The sequence below is a fragment of the Candidatus Photobacterium acropomis genome (assembly GCF_030685555.1).
Lineage (GTDB): Bacteria > Pseudomonadota > Gammaproteobacteria > Enterobacterales > Vibrionaceae > Photobacterium > Photobacterium lucens.
This window is the reverse complement of the sequence record NZ_CP131609.1, coordinates 3,013,720-3,034,020: the sequence shown is the minus strand read 5'-3', so window position 1 is coordinate 3,034,020 and position 20,301 is coordinate 3,013,720. Positions and strand designations below refer to the sequence as shown.

Below are 20,301 nucleotides of genomic sequence, written 5' to 3'. Positions count from 1 at the left end.
AAAAACGGAAACAGTTGATAAGCTGTTTCCGTTTTTTTATGTGTCAATTCGATGGATTTCTCGTTTAGTCTTTGGCATTAGCGGTGAGTAAGAAAGGAAAATGCCAAATATCTTTTCGACGACCAAAGGTAAAAGCCAATAGTAAGCCAATCATTAATGCAACGAGGATCAAGCCACGAATAATACTGGTCATGTATTCAATTTGGCTTTTTGCATGCGCCAATAGTTTATTGTGCTCAAGCGTAATACGAACAAAACCAATCACGTGATTATTGGCAAAAATCGGTTGAACAATTTGTTGGCGTCCAATGCTCGCCATCGCTAATGGGGTCGATAGCCCGGTTAATTGTTCTAATGGCATTGATTGATCTGTTTTTGCTAGCGTTACCCCATCAATATTATAAATAGAAGCATCTAAAATAAGAGGCTCATCAGAAAGCTGATTGACGAGCTGCTGTAATTTATCTTGATCATTATCGGTAATTTCAGATGCTGCACTTTCTGCTGTTTGGCGAACAAGCATGCGCGATAACGTCTGTGTTTGCTCACTGAGCATTTGATAATTACGCTGTGTTAGCAGGGCACCATATTCCAGCATACCAATTAAGGCAAGAGCACATAATAACAGTACTGAAAGTCGTCCTAAGCTTTGCCAGCGCTTATTTTTCCATTTTATCATCGAGTTAACCTTTCTTCTTCGCTGGTGTTATTTTACACGATAATCTATGAGATGAAGAATCTTACTGTTCACTGTAATTATCTTGTTTTAAAACATAGCCTTGAGTCTATTATTAATGAGCTCTGATAAAAAATCACATTTCTATTGGTGTTTTTATAGGTAAAAGAAAAGAGAAATAGCTATCTTTTATTACAGCTTGGTAACAAATTGGGTTGCTCTTCACGGGCAGGATCGGTAGTTTGTAAAGAAGTAGCGATAAAGTGGCTGAATTGTCACGATGTTAGGGTTTTAATAATCATACTCTATACCTAAGTATCTTGAGATGACTTAGGTATAGCAATAAGCTACCTTCAGGATGAATAATATGGATGTTGAGCACGTGCTTAAAATAAAAAAACACCCCACGCTTTATAAACGTTTCCCGCAATTATTATCTGTTACTAACGGTGATAAGCGACAAGCCCGCGCCATGTTTTATGGTAAAGCGATCAGTCACTATGACATTGAATCATTAGCTGCAGTGCTTGATGATGATCTCGTTCTGTTAGCTGGCTGGAAGGTTGGATCTTACGATGTGTTTTTGATCGCCAATGATCTTACTGAAGAACTAGAACAAGCATTCCGTTCACTAGCGTTAGATTATTATCAGTTATCAGAACTACCGGATCTCACCGAGCCCGGTCTTGTGGTTTTTGATATGGATTCAACCGCAATTGAAATTGAATGTATTGATGAAATAGCAAAACTAGCAGGCGTTGGTGAGCAAGTTGCAGAAGTCACTGAGCGCGCGATGCAAGGTGAGCTGGACTTTGAACAAAGTTTGCGCCAGCGTGTCGGTACGCTAGCGGGGGCTGATGAATCTATCCTAGCCGAAGTAAAAGCAACACTGCCGTTTATGCCTGAGTTAAGAGAGGTTGTTGCCAGCTTGCATGCACGAGGCTGGAAAGTAGCGATTGCTTCTGGTGGTTTTACTTACTTTTCTGATCACCTAAAACAAGAGTTAGATCTTACAGCTGCTTTTTCTAACCAATTAGAAATCATTGACGGTAAGTTAACAGGTAAAGTGCTTGGAGATGTGGTGGATGCTCAAGCTAAAGCGAATATATTGCAAGGGCTTGCTGAGCAATATGATATTGAGCCGCACAATACTGTGGCGGTAGGCGATGGTGCCAATGATCTGGTGATGATGAAAGCGGCAGGTTTAGGTATTGCTTATCATGCTAAACCGAAAGTTGAGCAGCAAGCGCCAGCGGTGATCCGTTATGCTGATTTAGGCGGTATTTTGTGTATATTATCGGCTTCTTTAGTACCGCAGCGTTTAAGCTGGTAAGCCATAGTTAGATCATAAAAGAGAGATGAGAAAAGCCGCTGATGTTCGCTTTGTTATAAAGCAATCATCAGCGGCTTTTTTGTTTAATGGTGGAAGTTGCGCGTTAACTGATCTCTAATCGAACTAATACTTCGTCAGTAATATCGAAGATCTCACCACAACCAATCAGCGAAATAAATTCTGCTTCAAGTGCTCTTGCTCTATGGAGTGTTAAACGAGCCAGTTCACTGAGCTTCTCACCAATTAATGCTGTTAACGGATTAAAAATCGGTAATGCAGTCACACGAATGGCAAGAAAACTACCATTTTTACGAGCGAAGGTAATAAAGCGAATGCGATCTTCTAAGGTTTCGAACTCATAGCTCGCTTTGACTGCGATTTGTTTAATTTCTCCGTCTTGTTGCTGGAAAGCAATATACAGTTCATGCGCATAAGGCTCGCGTAGATTCTCAATCGGACGCATTGGATACGCTAGCATTTCTTTAACGCGACGCTTAAACAGTAGACTGAGATCAAAGTGTTTATGCTCGCCTAGCTGATAAAAAATATCGGCAAGTGGTGTTAATGGGAAGTTTGAACCGACAGTTTTCACTTTGATTTTATGGTCAATCTTTTCGGCAAAATACGGAATGCTATTTAAACGTGTCAGTAGCATTTGGTGCATTGCAAGTAACATTGCAGGTGGTGGAAGTTGCTCTTCACACAGGGCTAATTTCTCTTGATTCGTTTTGATCAAGTTTCGTAAAAATTGCTCGCCAGCGGCTGACTCTTTACTGCCCTCGGTTATTAGCTGGATATTCTTGCCATTAGGGCTAGTGCGGATCACTTTATATGGCATACGACTGAGAATATCTATTTTGGCTAATCGCTGGAGCTGATCAAATTTAATGATCACAGGATCATCTTTCTTACAGCGAAAAGGTATATCAAGATTGATGTTCAGCCCTTTACTGGAGAAATCAATAGAGTGACCGGCGCTGATCAATTGTCCTTGTTGATATAAAGATATCGGAGTTTTATAAGCAAAGCGAGATTCACTTCGTTGTGGCTTGGGATCGAAATGGATTGCTTCCGCAAGACAAATTGGGTTTTTCGGGTGTCTAAATGGGTTAATCGCTTTACTGTCTAAGGTGGATTTGTGGGCAGCACGATAATCTGGTTGTGTCGCCTTGTGAGTAATGTCTTGTAGCACACCAACATGCGTGAGATCTTGGAATTTCTCTAACATTTCAGGGGCGACGTCATTGAGCTTTTCTAGCTCTTGTTGGCGCAGAGGGTATACCGTTAATCGCATCACACGCCAGCTGTCACGATGTGCACCAAGCTGCCAGAATAGACGACGCTGCTCTTGATCCATTTCAGGCAAAGCAGCGGAGTAGAAATAGCGTGAGCCTTGGTGATCATGATGGAAACAATAAATGAGGGTGCTAGATTGCTTGAGCCCCTTACGTCCTAGTGATGCGATACGTTGCTCTGAGAGTAGCTGATTGATCACGGGCTGATTACGTTCATCATGCCAGTATTGCCATAAATAACGGTTGTGATCGGTCAATAGGGCGTATTTAAGCTCAGTGCCTGAGAAGAATAGCGGGATCCCTACGGTATGTTTGAGAAAACAATGCTCATAGCCTTGGGTGCGTGCCTGAATGATCTTATCTTCATGGTTATGGCGGTGTCGTAATGAGCCTTTATTTTGATTCTCGACGATCATGGCTTTTAAGGCTTCATTGTCACTTAATGCGATCAGTCGTAACCATTTAAAGCTGTTGTCTTCTGGATTGTCATCAATACCTAAAATACGGTAGCGGTGAGGTTGTTCAAAGCAGGGTTCATCGTGTGTTGTTGCTAATTGTGGGAAAGTGGCATCGATGGTTTGCCCTAAACGATAGTTAAATGCTGCCGGGACTTTAAATTTAGCACCAGAAAAAGACAGATCAGCCGTCATTCCCCAAATTTGTTGATTAAGTGGGAAATTAATGGTCACAGGGGTGCTGATTTGCAGGCGATTTTCTTCTCGGTGGAGATAATGACCAAAGCGGATCAAATTAGCCGTAAAGAGTTCGGGATTACTTTTCTGCGTCACAAGTGTTGAGCGTTCACCTTGCTGGTGGAGCTCACGAAAATCATTATGAGTATTGACTAATGCTTCATATAATCCAGTACAGTATTGATTACTAAAGACTTTACTACGGCGATGTAAAATATTGATGGCTACATCATCAAGCCAGTGTGTTTGTTCGTTAAAAGTATATGGGCGACATTGCCCTTTTACTCGACCACGTAAATCAATGATTTTTTTACACGGGGTCATTAACCGGTTAATTTCCATTTTTATACGGAGTTTGATCGGCCCTGATTCGCTACTGGTTAAACTATCAAATACTTGTTGGAAATCTTCGCTTCCGTATACAGGTAATAGTTGTTCTATGAGTGCTTTGTAATCGTCCAACTGCATTTTATTTTCTGAGAAAAGATTCGCTGTTAGTATTATCTGCTTAGAGTGACAAAAGTTTAATGTAAAGTGATAAAAACTGACATTTAAGTTGAGGTTTACATTGAATAATATCGGTTTATTCGATGGATTAGACATTTAGGGTAAAGAATGGCGAAAGCAGCAAAACGTGCATATGTTTGTAGTGATTGTGGAATGGACTTTGCTCGTTGGCAGGGGCAGTGTTCTGGATGTAAATCGTGGAATACGATCACTGAATTTACGATCCCTAATACCAAATCTGGATTAACCAGTAGTTCTGCACGCACTAGTGTTGGTGGTTACGCAGGTGTTGTTGGTGGTGGCTCGAAGAAACTGAATGAAGTTGAAGCGGTAGAAGCAGAGAAGATGCTAACAGGCATTGGCGAGCTTGATCGCGTACTTTGTGGCGGTTTAACGACTGGATCTGTCAATATTATTTCAGGCGATCCTGGTGCTGGTAAAACAACGCTGCTTTCCGACTTAGTTGCGCGTATGTCTCAGTTGATGCCATCGCTTTACTGTACCGCAGAAGAATCACTGTCGCAGTTTAAGAACCGTGTGAATCGCCTTAAGCTCAATTGCAATGAAGATAATTTATATCTGATGGCGGAAACCAGTGTGGAAGCGATCATTGCAGAGCTTGAAGTTAAACAAATCAAGTTTGCGGTTATTGACTCCATTCAAGCGGTATCAACAGAGCTTGCCAATGGTAGCCCGGGTTCACCATCACAAGTAAAAGCGGCAGCCCAAGCATTAACCCAGTACTGTAAACAAAATAATGTAACGATGTTTTTGATTGCTCACGTAAACAAAAACAATGAAATTGCAGGTCCACAAACACTGGTTCACATCGTTGACTCCTTGCTACATATTGATACCAATGATGGTCAAGTACGTACCCTGCGTGCCAATAAAAACCGTTTTGGTGATGTTGATACCGTTGGTATTTTCCGCATGACGGAGCGTGGTATGTTGAGTGTTGATAACCCAAGTGAGATCTTCTTATCGGGGTCAACGACGGAATCATCGGGCTCTGCGATTACCTGTATTCGTAAAGGTAACCGTAACATCTTATTGGAGATCCAGTGTTTAACCACGGAAACTGAAGGAGAGTTCCCACAGCGCGTGTGTGTCGGTTTAAATATGAACCGCATCAAAATGCTGACGGGTATTTTACGCAAACATGCGAAGACTAAGATCTACCACGATACCTTTTTCAATATCGTTGGCGGCTTGAAAATTGATGAATCGGAAACCTGCATCGACTTAGCACTGGTGGCAGCACTATTGAGTAGCTTAAATGAGTTTGTGGTGCCTCGTACTACCTGCATTATGGGAGAGCTTAGCTTAAACGGTGATGTTCGCCCGATTGATAGCGGTGTGCCACGTGTGAAAGAAGCAGCGCAACATGGATTTACTGAGATCTTTATTCCTTATCGTAACTACCATAAGTCAATGGAAGGGTTAGGTGCGAAAATCACGCCAGTGAAAACCATTCATGAGTTACTGGATTTGATCAACTAATAAAACAGCGAGAGGCCGCTATATAGCATATGCTTCTCGCTTTCTTATTTATTCTGTCGTATCAAATGTTACAGTCGGTTTGGGGTGGTTGGCGGTGTTAAATACATCACGACTATGATCAGAGGCCAACTGCACTTGCATTTCCACCATACTGCCGATGGTATTGAGCAGTGATGTCCATTCGACATTGGGCTCTTTTTCAAATAGCGTGTCAAAATTCTCGATATTCCAATTAACAAACGGACGTGGGTTTAGAGGCTTACCTAAAAAAAGGATTTCATAATGTAGGTGAGGCCCTGTCGATAGCCCTGAGTTACCCGTCCAGCCAATTAGCTCCCCTTTGTTAACGAACTGCCCTTGCTTGACGTTAAATTTACTCATGTGTGAATAGGTAGAGACAAACCCCATGGTGTGACTCAGTGTTAGCTGATTACCATAGCCATATTTACTGGTGTTAACCTTTTCGATCACTGCATCTGCTGGTGCATAAATAGGTGTTCCTATACTTGCACCGAAGTCTAATCCATCATGGTTTTTGCGTTGTTTGGTAATGGGATGAACACGAGTACCAAAACCTGACGTTAATGGTGCATCTGGTGTTGGTTTACCATTAGGGAGCAGTTGAAATAGCGTTGCTTTGACTGCGGAATTAATTGCGGCAGTATCAACTCGTTGTTTGATCGTTTGCGGTGGATTTTCATCACTTAATCCTAGAATGTTTTCCATATCATCAATGCGCTGATTTAACTTTTCTAGCGATTGTGTCTTTTTCTCTAAGGAGTCATTCAGGGTTTTGTTAAGTGCCGTCTCTTCTGATAGTGATGCACTAAGCTCTAACGCTTTATTGCGCAATTTTGATACTTGCTGATGGGAGCTTTGTGCGGAGAGATAAAGATCGAAAATAGCATGAGTTCCATAGAAAAATAGCCCACAAAGGATAAATAGTCCTGAGTATCGAGCAATATTAGCCGTGAGTGTTTTTTTATCACCGCTGCGAAGTTTTGTGGTTACGTTCTTTAGATTAAACATCATGCGTACGACAGGTTGAGCAATTTCTGAAGCTAGAGTTTATGTGTTGGATAGGATTATTGCTAGTTTCTACTTTCTCATTTATGCAACGTTTTAATGGCTTTTGTTAGTAATATTGCTGATTTTTCATCAAAAATAAAAAGAGCGACCGAAGCCGCTCTTTTTATGTATCACAAGTGAATTGCTTATTTAGCAATACGCTTGTACTTGATACGGTGTGGTTCTGTCGCATCAGAGCCTAACGTTTTCTTCAGCCAATCAGCGTATTCAGTGAAGTTACCTTCAAAGAAGTTCACCTGACCTTCGTCACGGTAGTCTAGGATGTGGGTTGCGATACGGTCTAGGAACCAACGGTCGTGCGAAATAACCATTGCACAACCAGGGAACTCAAGCAGCGCTTCTTCTAGTGCACGTAGGGTTTCAACGTCAAGGTCGTTGGTTGGCTCATCGAGTAGTAATACGTTACCGCCTGCTTTAAGCAGTTTTGCAAGGTGTACACGGTTACGCTCACCACCAGATAGATCACCAATGCGTTTTTGTTGATCACTACCTTTGAAGTTAAAGCGAGACACGTAAGCACGCGCAGGGATTTCAAAGCTGTTGATCTTGATGATATCAGCGCCTTCAGAAATCTCTTGGTACACAGTGTTGTTGTCGTTCATGCTATCGCGGAACTGCTCAACTGATGCCAGTTTCACTGTTTCACCTAGCTCAATCGTACCTGCGTCAGGTTGCTCTGTACCACTTAGCATCTTAAATAGGGTCGATTTACCTGCCCCGTTAGCACCGATGATACCCACGATAGCACCCTTAGGAATGCTGAATGATAAGTCATCGATAAGTACGCGATCACCGAACGATTTAGTTAGGTTATTCACTTCGATAACTTTGTCACCTAGACGCTCACCTGGCGGAATGAACAGTTCGTTTGTTTCATTACGCTTTTGATGATCGTTGCTTTGTAGCTCTTCAAAGCGTGCCATACGTGCTTTAGATTTCGCTTGGCGACCTTTAGGGTTCTGACGTACCCACTCAAGTTCTTTCTCGATAGTCTTCTGTAGCGCGCGTTCTTGAGATGCTTCTTGTTTTAGACGTGCATCTTTTTGCTCTAGCCATGAAGAGTAGTTACCTTGCCATGGAATACCTTCACCACGGTCAAGCTCTAAGATCCAGCCAGCAGCGTTATCTAGGAAGTAACGGTCGTGCGTGATAGCCACAACAGTGCCGCTGTAATCGACAAGGAAGTGCTCAAGCCATGCCACAGATTCAGCGTCTAAGTGGTTGGTTGGTTCGTCAAGCAGTAGCATGTCAGGCTTATCTAGTAGTAGACGACAAATCGCAACACGACGACGCTCACCACCAGATAGGTTTTTAACAACTGCATCCCACTCAGGAAGACGAAGCGCATCTGCGGCACGCTCAAGTTGCATACCTAGATTGTGACCATCTTTAGTTTCGATCAGTGCTTCAAGTTCACCTTGCTCTTTAGCAAGCGCATCGAAGTCTGCATCTGGTTCTGCGTAAGCTGCGTATACTTGGTCAAGACGGATCAGTGCTTCTTTCACATCTGATACAGATTCTTCAACCACTTCACGTACAGTTTTACTTTCGTCTAGGATTGGTTCCTGTGGAAGGTAACCAATTTTTAGACCAGCTTGTGGACGTGCTTCACCTTCGATATCAGTATCGATACCCGCCATGATGCGTAGTAATGTTGATTTACCGGCACCGTTTAGACCTAGGACACCGATCTTAGCGCCAGGGAAAAAGCTCAGTGAAATATCTTTTAGAATTTGACGCTTAGGTGGGACGATTTTTCCCACTCGCGACATGGTATAGACGTAATCAGCCATATCCGTGTGTGATCTCTACTTAAAAAATGAAAGGGAATATTTTACCTGTTCTGGACTGAAGTTTAACAGAATTGTTTATATTTGGTGGGGAAGACAATAAAAAACGCAGCGAAAAAAATGGGCTCATTTCCTAGAAATGTTACGGTTACCTACTCATTGATGAGAATGAGGTCATGAATTATTTGCTATTATGATTGTCTCAGATGTAGTTGCCATTACCCATTGGTCACTATGACAACAGGGAATTTATTTTTACGATCTTGATATGGAGCTTCTAGTGCCACGCATTCCAACGTCTCATAAGTTTTTTTCCATTGCGCTGTTATCACTAGGCATAGCAAGTACTTTTAGTGTACATGCCGCCTCGTTAGAGCAACAGCGCACTTGGTATGATCAAGCGCAAACCGCGTTTGATAACAATAATATGGCGGTATTTAACGCCAACAAAAGTAAATTAGGTGGGTATCCGCTATACCCTTACTTGGAGTACCGTCTATTTAATAAAGACTTAGATGATAAATCACCAAGCCAAGTAAAAACCTTTGTTAATAAATACAAAGCGTTGCCTTTTAGCCAAACGATTCAACGTAATTATTTGTCTTATCTTGCAGGAGCTGACAGGTGGCGTGACTTTTTATCTGTACAGCCGACAGAGCCTAGCAGTACCTCGCTAAAATGTTCTTACTTCTATGCGAAGAGTCAAACGGGTCATGCCAGTCAAGCGTGGGCGGGTGCCGAGAAACTGTGGGAAACGGGGAGCTCATTACCAGCCGTTTGTGATCCATTGTTAGATGCGTGGACTGCAGCGGGCAAGCGTACTAATACCTTGATCCTTGATCGCATGCTATTGGCGTTTGAAAAAGGCAACAAGAGCTTAGTCGTTTATCTAGATAAGCAATTATCCGGTAGCGCACAAGCGACTGGCGATAAGATCCTCGCGTTATTAGATAAACCTCAAGGTGTCGCAGATTTTGCCAAACAAAGTAAGGTGACCAAGTTTAATCAAGCGGTTACGGAAGCAGCTTTCTATCGTTTAGCTCGTACTGATGTTAAACAAGCGGTGGCTTCATACAATCAAGTGGTGTCAGGTCAGCATTTTGATAAGCAAACCAAGCAAGAGCTGGCAGATGCGGTAGCGTCTCGATTAATGTCAACGACCGATCCTGTGCTGGCAAAGTGGCGTGATAGTAAATTAAAGACAAGTCAGAATGTGAGCATTTTAGAGCGCCGCATTCGTAATTCGATCCGTGAGGCGGATTGGAGTGGTGTACAAACGTGGATCAATCGTCTACCAAAAGAAGCGAAAGATAGTCCGCGTTGGCAGTTCTGGCAAGCGCAGTTATTAGCGAAGAAAGGTCAGAAAAAGCAAGCAGATAAGATTTACCAGTCACTATTAGGTGAGCGTGATTTTTATAGTGCAGCTGCAGCCACAATTCTACATAAGCCGATTGTATACCCGAATCAAAAAGGGCCAACATCGACCAAGCTGATCCAACCATATATGACGACATTAAAGCGTATTGGTGAGTTGATTGATACTGATAGGTTGATTGCAGCCAATCGTGAATGGGGCTATTTGTTATCGCATATTCAAGGTGTACAAACTAAGCGTCAGTTAGCCGTATATGCTGAAAAACATAAGTGGCATCACCTTGCGGTACAAGCAACGATCTCTGGTAAGCTTTGGGATCACATGGCACTTCGCTTCCCATTGGCTCATAAATGGTGGTTTGATTTCTTTAGTAAAGAGCGTGGTATTCCAACATCTACCATGATGGCGTTAGCACGTCAGGAAAGTGCGTTAAACATTCATGCTCAATCACATGTTGGTGCACGAGGCTTAATGCAGCTAATGCCAGCAACCGCAGCGCATACGGCGAAGAAATTGGATTATAAGTACGCAGGTAAAGAAAGTTTATTTGATCCGGGTGTGAACATTCGTTTGGGTAGTGGCTACTTGAAAATGATGTTGGATAATAACGATGAAAACCGTATCTATTCATTCGCATCTTACAATGCCGGTCCTGGTCGAGTGAAACAATGGAAGAAACAAACTGATGGTAAATTGGATGTGTACAGTTTTATTGAGCAGATCCCATTTAATGAGACCCGAGGTTATGTCCAAAATGTGCTGATGTTCGATGTATACTACAACGAGCTGATGGGTAAAAAAGCACCTTTGTTTAAGCCAAATGAGTTAAAAGCTCGTTACTAGTATTACTTAACGACTTTAGCTATTTAGCAAGCCAAAGCCGAGTTTTTATAACTCGGCTTTTTTATGTTTGATGCGTAAGGTTTTATATGGGGACAACTTGGTGTCTGATGATTATCAATGTACACTGCAACAAGACAAAAAATCTGATGAGATCACCATGACAACAACGACCGATAGCCCTGATTTCACTGAGTGGCAGAATGTACTCGATTTGATCCGACATGCGTCTGCGGAGCAACGTGATGAGTTGTTATTTCAAGTGCTGTTAACTCACGATGAGCGAGAAGCATTAATTGCACGGGTGAATATTGTGCATGAATTACTCAATGGTGAGCGCAGTCAGCGTAAGATCAGTGAATTACTCGGTGTAGGGGTAGCGACTATCACCCGAGGCTCTAATGAGTTAAAACATCAAGATGATGATACCAAAGCTTGGTTAGCGAATTTTTTGGCTCAGAATAAACCAAATAAATAGTGAAAATAGGATATTGTCTTAAAAACAATATCCTATTTTTTATTAGAACAACTCAGGTTTAATAAATGGGATCAATGCCAGAATTAACGCTTGTTGGTAAACCGAACTTCGCGTTAATAGATGATTAGTTAGCATCGCAATCGCGCCGCCTTTCTGCTTCACATTCTGTTGGTTAAACATCTCATCCATAATGTCACCGAGCTCCATACCTTGATGGATTTTCTCCAGTGCAAGTGGTGGCAAAGGTAAAGAGGCTGAACGTGATTCACTCATTTTTCCTTGATGTTCTATCACCATCCACGCAAACGTAAATTTTTCATCAATTCCAGCTTCTAAGCCCACAATAAAATCAGCATTAGGGCATTGTTCTCGACAATGACGAACACGATTTTTTGCACCGAGTAGTGTCTCATCACAAGTTAGCGGCTGATCCCTCACACCACTTAATGCTGCAATACCTTCAACAGTGAATGCTTGTTCTGGAAAAACGAGCGTAAATGCATCACGCACAGCGGCAATTTTGGCTGGATTGGTTGAAGCAACCATAACTGTTTGCATGTATAGATCCCTAAATTGTTGAATGCGTGCCCAGTGTACTGAAAAGTAAGCGTGAGCCAAAGCGTGTGATAGTGACAAAATAAAAAAGCCCGCGATTTCTCGCAGGCTTTCGTTTATTCATTTATCTCTGATGCTTATACGCGATCGTAAGCCCAGTCAGATTGGATGATGTAACCGTGAATTTGGAATTCATCGTTATTTACGAATAAATTCGGGAAATCCGGTTGTGATGTTGAGAATACAACACCATCAGCAAGTTGTGTCATGTGGTAAAAGTCTGGCTCACTACCACGAACAGATGCAAATACTGGTTGTTTAGGACGGTATTCTGCCTTTTTAGTTGCTAGTGCATAGCTACCAACTGGTGCACATTGAGCAATGTTCTCATTGTCAATTAGAAGGCCTAAACACTCTTCACGCTCAAGGTGTTGAGGAATTGCACGCTTGCTGATCACTTCAACAGAGCTGCCATCAGTGTATGCTGAAAAATCTTTACGATGGATCACTGGGATGTAAGTACATGTCGCAGCATTATCCAGTTCAGTACTGATTGTTGTTGTCGCTTGCGTACCTGTATCTACTTGTCCTGTTAGGATATAACCGATAGAAGTATTTAAGGTTTCAGCAATTTTTTCTAATTCACGAACCTCAATGCCGTATTTACCGGACAGTTTACGGCTCATCGTACCTTGCTGAAGATCTAGAGCTTCACCAAGTTGCTTTTGGCTGATACCTTGTACCTTCGCCAAACGCTTAATTCTCTCTAAATATTCCATAACAATTAGCTTCCTGCTTTAAAAAAGGGAGAATGCAAAAAGGCATTCTTAAAAGTCATAATTGAGTTTACTAATAATTGTAATAAAGGAATCACTAAGAAAACAAAAGTGCGATTGAACAGCGTAAAGGAATATACCCTCAGGGTAAGATGGGTAAAAAAAGGTACAAAATGCGCAATAAAAAATAAGTTTTCAGTTTTAAATACGTGTAGAGCTTTAACTTGTATTTGTTGCATTAATATTAAAGCTGATAAATATTTGTAAGGCTATGATTACGAAGAGGTTGTGCATATCTAGTGTAAATTAATTGCAGCGTATTTATAGCTCAGATATATGATTCTTACCGTCTAAGCTATTACAGTCAGGCTACAATAATAGAATGACCTAATGTTCTAAGGTATTTAATAAGGTATCAATCTACTTAACAATAATGGCTTATTATTGAGGTTGTTAATTATATATTAATTCCAAGTTGGAATAACTAATACAAAAACGAATTAATTAAAATTGGGACCAATATCAAGTGATGTTGATGACGTGCTAGCTTTTCTTAAATGTTTATAAGTATGTATAAATGGAGCGTAGAACCTCTTTATTTTTTAGGCTGAAACAGGCAATAAAGAGTTTGTGAACGGTAGTTCGAAGATAATGGGTGCGCCTATATTTCTAGATATTTGTGATGGAAATATTACTGTTAGAATTAGCCTTAATTGACACGTCTAATTTCTTGGTATACCAAGCCGATGGATATTATTAGGCACTTTCGTACATTACAAATACAAGAAAGCCCGCTAAGTCAGTAACCTAGCGGGCTCTCTGGACGTCCTTGGACGTCTTCGTATACGAATTTGGTGGGCTGGCGTCATCTGATCTTAGTGTTTATCTTATTGTTTTTATAGGACTTATCTCGGTTTGATTTTTATTGGTGTACCTTGCGGTGTACCTATTTATTTTTGTTACCTGTAAATTTCTTCAAATTAAGCGTATTTTGTTCATCTACTGCGTGATTTTTGCACGATTTATATACTGACTTAAAGTAACTCGAAATGAGCAAACTATTTAAATTAAAGAAATTCGTAACTATTGAAGAGGCGGCAAAGTATTTGTCGAGTTCTTTAGAAGAGTCTGTGTCTTTATCCGATATATATAGATTGGTAATTGATAAGCACTTAACACTCTCGGTACGGTTAATTAATCCAGAGTTTGCAGTAAAGGGGCAAATTGTTAATGGTCATGATGGTGATTGGGTTCAATTACAAACCGATTTAGTGACAGGTGAAGTATTAGACGAACCTTATTCTGTTTGCATCAATGATAATTCTGTTCCAATAGGCACTAATAAATGGTTTATGTTCGATGAACAAGTTCATGTCGTGGATGGTGTATGGGATTTAGCCATGATAGGTATGGAATCACTCCATATTGAGCGACTATATCAAAATGAAGTAAATGGGCCTGAGCCTGTTGTTACAAAAGCGCAGGGAATTTATCTTCAGCAGGGGGAATTGGTTTGCAGGTTGCAAAAGGAAGCAGCAGATCGAACCGAAGAAATATTAGCTGATATCCAATCTGGGTTGGAATTTATTCTTGAGCCTAAAGGTATTTCTGTCGATGATTTCCTATCCCGTGATAGTGATAATTTATATAACGATTTAACCGATGATGATATTGATAATGTATCGTTTCTATTGGGCCTTATGAGGAATCAAGTTGATAGTATTGCTTGTTATGAAGACTCTTTGGGTTTTGCGGAGCATAGCTGCCAATTTGTGATCAAAACCATGGAACTAGCACGGTTCCTTCAATCTTTAGATGATGAGCCACCAGCTATTCCCAAAATAGAAGAAGAATTATCAGCCAAAGAGCGTAATACACTACTTACGCTTATTGGCGCACTCTGTAATGAGTTAAATATTGATCTGTCAGTTCGAGGTGTAACGGCTTCAGTCCAAGCGATGACTGAGCTAGCGGGGACCCCCATATCAGACGATACGATAAGGAAAATTCTCAAAGAAGTGCCTACGGCACAAGAACGAAGACAAAAGTAACAAATCCTAATTAGGTATTTGGTTTTCCGAATTAGGATTTACGTAAGTACCTTTCAAATAACCTCTTGGTCATCCAACAAGTAACCAAGAGGTTTTTTTATGTCCCAACGAATTATTCGATTACCTGAAGTGAAAGAGATGACGGGCCTATCTCGCAGCACTATCTACTTGCGTATGTCCAAAGGAAGCTTTCCGCAGTCAATCTCACTAGGTGAGCGTGCTGTTGGCTGGTTAGAAGCTGATGTTGAATTGTGGCTTGATGCTTGCGTTTCTGCATCTAAGGCGGTTGATAATGACTAAACGCAACCCTCTTAATCGTATAAAAAGCAATCGCAATTATACCGTTATTGATATTAGTGAAAAGCTAGAAGTCGATCCTAAAACAGTGCGTAATTGGATTCGTGTTGGTTTACCTGTAGCCGACAAAAAACGCCCACTATTAATAAATGGTGCCGATTTGAAGGTTCACTTTAAACAAAAGCGCAGAGCAATTATGTTCGACTGCGAGAATCATGAGATGTGTTGTTTTCGATGTAAACAACCAATGAAACCAAGTATTGAATCAGTGCTATTTATTGCTAAACCTGCGGGAATGGCTCACATGACAGGCATGTGTGAAGAGTGCGGGTGCAGAATGAATAAGTACGTTTCTTGGAGAAATGTGAATGACATCTGGCTTGAACTCAAGGGGAAATTACCGATAGCTGAAAAACACATAATCCTAAGAGGACAAAGCCTCTTAAATTGTCCTTTCAATGGAGTTTTTAGTGATGAAAAGTAATAGTACAAATAATGCGCGAATTATCTATGAGTTTACCAAGTATTTAAAGGAAGCTAAGCGCTTAGATGATTCAACAATTGATGGTGTTCTTAAGTCAGTTAATCGCTTCGAGGAATATACTGGTTATGTTGATTTTAATAAGTTTAGGGCGAAGCACGCTATTGGTTTTAAGAAGCACCTGCTAGGCAAAAAGTCCATTGTGACAGGTGAAGTATTAAGCAAAGCAACTGTGCTGACAGCAACTCGTCACTTGAAGGCGTTCTTCCAATATTTGGTTACGCAGAAAGGATACCGAGTAAAAATCAATTACAGTGATATTGAGTATTTTAACTTGTCAGAAAAAGATACTCGTATCGCCAATACAAAGCGCAAAAGAAATGTGGCCACGGTTGAGCAGGTCATGCAAACCTTGGAAGGTATGCCTTGCTCGACGGCCATTGAGATGCGCGATAGAGCTTTAATGGCTTTCGTGATCTTAACTGGTGCACGAGACGGAGCGGTTGCCTCTGCAAAGATAAAGCATATTGACCTTGTTGAACAAAGCTTTTATCAGGACGCAAGGGATGTGAATACAAAGTTCAGTAAAACATTTACAACATACTTTTTTCCTGTAGGCGAGCTGCCACTAAGGATTTTGAGTGAATGGGTTGATTATTTGGTGCAGGAGTTAGGTTTCAAGCAAAACTCGCCGTTGTTTCCCAAAACTAAGTTGGCACATAACGCTAACCAGCAGTTTGAGGCGATTGGTTTACTTGAAGAACATTGGAGCAATGCGAACCCAATCCGCAAATCTTTTGCACAAGCCTTTGAAGCTGCTGGGTTACCTTACTTTAATCCTCATAGTTTCCGAAACACTTTGGTGCGATTGGGCGAGCGGCTTTGTCGAACACCGGAAGAGTTCAAGGCATGGAGTCAAAACTTAGGGCATGAAAGTGTGCTGACTAGTTTTTATAGCTACGGTGATGTACCTGATTACAAGCAAGCTGAGTTATTACGGAAACTAGCTAAACCAGCAGAAGGTACTTCTTCTGATATGGAGGAGCAGTTCAAGCAGTTTATGCAGTTTCAAAAAATGATGGGGAAATAAATAAAGCCTGTTAAAAAGACATAGTTAAGCTGGTATCAAAAAACATCCGTTTATTGATACCAGTTTTTTATTACTTAATGTGGTATCAAAAATATAGGGTAAATCATTTGTGATACCTTATTTAGATGATACCATAATTTATGATGCCAGTTTGGAGGGGATTTAACGAAGATGCGTACTTTTGCTTATTGTCGAGTATCAACAACAGAACAAACAACACAAAACCAAATAATTGCCATTCGTCAAAAAGGTTATGACGTTTCAGATTCACGCGTAGTGAGTGAAACGGTTTCAGGCTCAGTCGAAGCAATGAAACGAGATCAATTTAAAATGCTTATTAATCACCAAATGGAAGCGGGTGATATGTTAGTTGTTTTGAAATTAGACCGTTTAGGGCGTGACAATATTGATGTTCAAAATACGATTAATTTATTAACCCAAAAAGGGGTTAAGGTCGTTTGCTTAGATTTACCTGTTGCGGATTTATCTAGTGCCGAAGGAAAGCTAATGCTACAAATGTTTGCCGCCTTTGCTGAGTTTGAACGGAATAGAATAAGAGAGCGTACTAAAGAAGGGATTGAACGAGCTAAAGTTCAAGGGAAAAAGCTTGGTAGACCAGAGGCTCATGACACTACTCTTTTGGTACAAGTGAAGAAAGCCGAAGGATTGTCTCAATCTAAGGTAGCCGAAGCGCTGGGTATTGGAATAGCTACGGTAAAACGACATTGGAACAAGCCTAACCCGAATAGTTAGCTAGTAGGGGGAAATAATAATTTATACTGATCTATATGTTGAGAAATAAATTAGGCGGATTTAAAACCCGCCTAATGTTTACCTAAACTAATTCAATATGACTACCTCGTTTTTGAGGTATGTCAATATTAAGCTCACCTTCATTAATCATACCTGTAACCATATCTTTAAGTGTTAGACGACCACTCTTTAAGAATTCAACGAAGGGTTTTATTTTATTTATCGCATCTTCATCTTCAATAATTGGGATGATTATTTTTTTTGCATCCTGAACAGATATTTCAGCTAAACCATCAGACCCTCGAGCAACCCCTCTTAATTGGCTTGTCCACCCTTCTGTACACATAAATGCAACTAAGTGTTGAAGGTAATCTTCTTTTCCACTTTTTAGTCGGAATCTTAAACAGCCATTAGTAACAACAATGTTACCATCATTTTTTCCAACATAGCACCATTTATCAACACTGCTCCAAATGGCACCAAAATAAATGTCGCCCTCTGATGCAAAGTGTTTGGCTCGATCTGGCAATTGCCAACCTCGCATTATTTTTGCTTCATAATCACCTTGACCAATATGGCTGATATCGACATACCCATATTTTTTATCTCTTTTCATTTTTACTGGGTTATATCTTGTATCAACTCTTTGATCATAAAAGTCGACAATATCTCCTAGATTCACATAATTGCGCTCCATGTAAGCATCAATGAGTTGCATCCGCTTTTGACAGTGATGCTTAGGATCAATTGTTAACTCTGAGTCATTCAGTATGTTTTCAATATCAACAGTCCAGCCGCTTTTGCCTTTATCAATATCAATCCCTTTGGTTAACCAAGAGAAATCATCAGCAGCCATACTATGTCTAATTTCATCAATAACACACTCAAAATCAGAATTTATTTGTAGTTTTCCATCATCGCCAACAATAAATGTACCATCTGAAGAATCACGGTGATAAATTGGTCCGCCTTTAGTCGTACCAGCATCCCATCCCACATTATTTATGATATTAAAGGAAACATTATATCCCTCAGAATCATGAACAGAGGCCAATGGTATTTGACGTTTTTCAAGGATTAAAACGCTTGCGCTAACATCAGCACCAGAAGACTTAAATGTAAATCTAGGGAAGCCAATTACTGAACATATTCTAGTATGTCTCAATAACCAATCTCTAAATACTTTATATTTTAAAGAGCGGTTACCTAAATACCCATTTGGAAGAATGAGTCCGATTCGACCACTTTTCTCAGAATTACATATTTTCACACAAAGCTCAGCAAAAAGAATTCCGCACTCTTGGTCGTCTAATAGCTTATTTTCTGATTTTTTATAACCACTTTCTGTTTCAGTCCACACATGGCCAAGATCAAAGTTATTTAATACATTTACTCTTTTCTCTTTAATCCTAACGCCAAAAGGTGGGTTACACATTACAACACTATAGCGATTTAAATTAGTATTAACTGACTCTAGGGAGTCCGCCATTTTAATGTTAGTTTTTCCATCTCCGTTCAATACCATATTTAGTACTGACACTTGCACGGCATTTTCCGAGTTATCGAACCCCCAAATTTGATCTGCACAGTGTGGATTTTTTTTTCGCATATAATGAAATGAACCAACAAGGAAGTCTGCACTTCCACAGGCAGGATCAACCACATGCTCTCCAAAACCGGGATTAAGTAACTCAACGATAAAGTCAGTTACTTGTGTTGGGGTAAAGTATTGTGCTAAATCCCATTTATATAAATCTTTTGCAAACTTCATATAAAAAGTTTGCACGACATCACGATTTGAACCTGTTACTTTTACAGGAGCTAGAATACTAGCCACTTCAACTAGTTTGTCATCTGATATTGGAAGACTAACTGGTATCTTTTTGGGTAAATGATGCTCGTAATATTCTACAGCCTCTTTTAATACATTATTAATATTTTTTAGCGCAATAGAGGGAATCATAGATAGAGATGTAAAATCTTGAAAGCTTAATTCTTCTTTAGAGCTTTTTTTCGATAACTCATCGTAAATCTTCGCTAATAATAGTTGCAGAATTATTTCATATCTTTTTTCTGGACCGTAAGCTCCTTGGTGTAATGAATCCTCAATCCGCTCAAATAGTCCGATCAAGTCATCAGACTCAACAAGGTCATTATAAACTAATGGCTTGGCATTCAGTTTCATACCATTTTTAGGTAAATACTTTATAGGTCCTTCATGTGTCCAGTGCCTACCGTGCTCATAAGTTCGCCAAAATAGTTTATGTTCAACATTGTCCCAGTAAATACCTAAGCAATCAGTTCGACTAGCGAAGTCAAGCATAGGTTTAACCTGAGTGTTTTTCACATAATCGGATTTATTATTATCTCTTTTGACTTCTCCTAAAATAATTGCATGCTCTAATACCTCGTCAATCGATGAGGTACTTAACGTGCTTACTGGGACATCAAGTACAGCGAAATCACAGCGGAAACTATTTTTTCCGCCACTACCAAACTTTTTTACTACCTGTTCGATTTTAATATTTTCAGGGCAATAACCTTGTTTTACTAGATAATTTAAGGCTTCAACTCTGTAAAATTCTTCATCGGGAGTAAGCCCGCCTCGAACTTTTTTCTCGACTTTTAGTCTACCCCTAACAGGGCAGTTTAATGTATATTGCATGTTAACTTCATCAGTTATTGATTTAGTCACATCATACAAGAACCTACAGCGCAGT

Annotated in this window: 16 protein-coding genes; 9 read left to right on the top strand and 7 right to left on the bottom strand. The window is 40.4% G+C overall.

Annotated features, from left to right (window positions below):
* Window positions 1-64: 64 nt before the first annotated feature.
* Window positions 65-679, bottom strand: a complete 615-nt coding sequence (locus tag Q7657_RS20620) for a YtjB family periplasmic protein (RefSeq protein WP_023930961.1) — start codon at window positions 677-679, stop codon at window positions 65-67.
* A gap of 364 nt (window positions 680-1,043) precedes the next feature.
* Between Q7657_RS20620 and serB the strand changes: the two genes are divergently transcribed.
* A complete protein-coding gene (gene serB / locus Q7657_RS20615; RefSeq protein ID WP_107166803.1) occupies window positions 1,044-2,009 on the top strand; it encodes a phosphoserine phosphatase in 966 nt (321 codons plus the stop codon).
* 103 nt (window positions 2,010-2,112) lie between these two features.
* Here serB and Q7657_RS20610 read toward each other — a convergent pair whose 3' ends face one another.
* Entirely contained in the window at window positions 2,113-4,464 is a 2,352-nt protein-coding gene (locus Q7657_RS20610) for a PilZ domain-containing protein (RefSeq protein WP_107166802.1), read from the bottom strand.
* A 147-nt stretch (window positions 4,465-4,611) separates the two neighbouring features.
* On the opposite strand from Q7657_RS20610, the gene radA reads away from it, so the two are divergent.
* The gene (gene radA, locus Q7657_RS20605) at window positions 4,612-6,006 is read left to right on the top strand and encodes a DNA repair protein RadA (protein ID WP_053987889.1); all 1,395 of its coding nucleotides are present in this window, start codon (window positions 4,612-4,614) and stop codon (window positions 6,004-6,006) included.
* Between the two features lie 48 nt (window positions 6,007-6,054).
* On the opposite strand, the gene Q7657_RS20600 is transcribed toward radA, so the two are convergent.
* On the bottom strand, window positions 6,055-7,038 hold the full coding sequence (locus tag Q7657_RS20600) for a M23 family metallopeptidase (protein WP_107166801.1): 984 nt from the start codon (window positions 7,036-7,038) through the stop codon (window positions 6,055-6,057).
* A 182-nt stretch (window positions 7,039-7,220) separates the two neighbouring features.
* Window positions 7,221-8,888 (bottom strand): energy-dependent translational throttle protein EttA, encoded by a 1,668-nt coding sequence (gene ettA, locus Q7657_RS20595; RefSeq protein ID WP_053987887.1) that lies wholly within the window; start codon window positions 8,886-8,888, stop codon window positions 7,221-7,223.
* Window positions 8,889-9,153: 265 nt separating this feature from the next.
* Between ettA and sltY the strand changes: the two genes are divergently transcribed.
* Together sltY and trpR are read left to right on the top strand one after the other, a co-directional pair.
* The gene (gene sltY, locus Q7657_RS20590; protein ID WP_107166800.1) at window positions 9,154-11,103 is read left to right on the top strand and encodes a murein transglycosylase; all 1,950 of its coding nucleotides are present in this window, start codon (window positions 9,154-9,156) and stop codon (window positions 11,101-11,103) included.
* A gap of 157 nt (window positions 11,104-11,260) precedes the next feature.
* Complete coding sequence (gene trpR / locus Q7657_RS20585) at window positions 11,261-11,578, top strand: trp operon repressor (RefSeq protein WP_107166863.1); 318 nt, start codon at window positions 11,261-11,263, stop codon at window positions 11,576-11,578.
* Window positions 11,579-11,620: 42 nt separating this feature from the next.
* Here the strand turns inward: trpR and yjjX are convergent, their stop codons facing one another.
* Both yjjX and Q7657_RS20575 read right to left on the bottom strand, forming a co-directional pair.
* A complete protein-coding gene (yjjX, locus tag Q7657_RS20580; protein ID WP_061014989.1) occupies window positions 11,621-12,136 on the bottom strand; it encodes an inosine/xanthosine triphosphatase in 516 nt (171 codons plus the stop codon).
* 134 nt (window positions 12,137-12,270) lie between these two features.
* Window positions 12,271-12,912, bottom strand: a complete 642-nt coding sequence (locus tag Q7657_RS20575; protein WP_008988380.1) for a helix-turn-helix domain-containing protein — start codon at window positions 12,910-12,912, stop codon at window positions 12,271-12,273.
* A 1,046-nt stretch (window positions 12,913-13,958) separates the two neighbouring features.
* On the opposite strand from Q7657_RS20575, the gene Q7657_RS20570 reads away from it, so the two are divergent.
* The 5 genes from Q7657_RS20570 to Q7657_RS20550 all read left to right on the top strand — a co-directional run bounded on the left by Q7657_RS20570 (window position 13,959) and on the right by Q7657_RS20550 (window position 17,581).
* Window positions 13,959-14,960, top strand: coding sequence for a hypothetical protein (locus Q7657_RS20570; protein ID WP_107166799.1), 1,002 nt, complete (start codon window positions 13,959-13,961; stop codon window positions 14,958-14,960).
* 99 nt (window positions 14,961-15,059) lie between these two features.
* Window positions 15,060-15,260: a helix-turn-helix transcriptional regulator gene (locus tag Q7657_RS20565; protein ID WP_107166798.1), complete on the top strand. Its 201-nt coding sequence runs from the start codon at window positions 15,060-15,062 to the stop codon at window positions 15,258-15,260.
* Window positions 15,253-15,741: a helix-turn-helix domain-containing protein gene (locus Q7657_RS20560; protein WP_107166797.1), complete on the top strand. Its 489-nt coding sequence runs from the start codon at window positions 15,253-15,255 to the stop codon at window positions 15,739-15,741. The genes Q7657_RS20565 and Q7657_RS20560 overlap by 8 nt, the downstream gene beginning before the upstream one ends.
* A complete protein-coding gene (locus Q7657_RS20555) occupies window positions 15,731-16,828 on the top strand; it encodes a tyrosine-type recombinase/integrase (RefSeq protein WP_107166796.1) in 1,098 nt (365 codons plus the stop codon). The genes Q7657_RS20560 and Q7657_RS20555 overlap by 11 nt, the downstream gene beginning before the upstream one ends.
* Before the next feature lie 171 nt (window positions 16,829-16,999).
* Window positions 17,000-17,581, top strand: a complete 582-nt coding sequence (locus Q7657_RS20550) for a recombinase family protein (RefSeq protein ID WP_107166795.1) — start codon at window positions 17,000-17,002, stop codon at window positions 17,579-17,581.
* 82 nt (window positions 17,582-17,663) lie between these two features.
* Here the strand turns inward: Q7657_RS20550 and Q7657_RS20545 are convergent, their stop codons facing one another.
* On the bottom strand, window positions 17,664-20,246 hold the full coding sequence (locus Q7657_RS20545) for an HsdM family class I SAM-dependent methyltransferase (RefSeq protein WP_107166794.1): 2,583 nt from the start codon (window positions 20,244-20,246) through the stop codon (window positions 17,664-17,666).
* Between the last annotated feature and the right edge of the window lie 55 nt (window positions 20,247-20,301).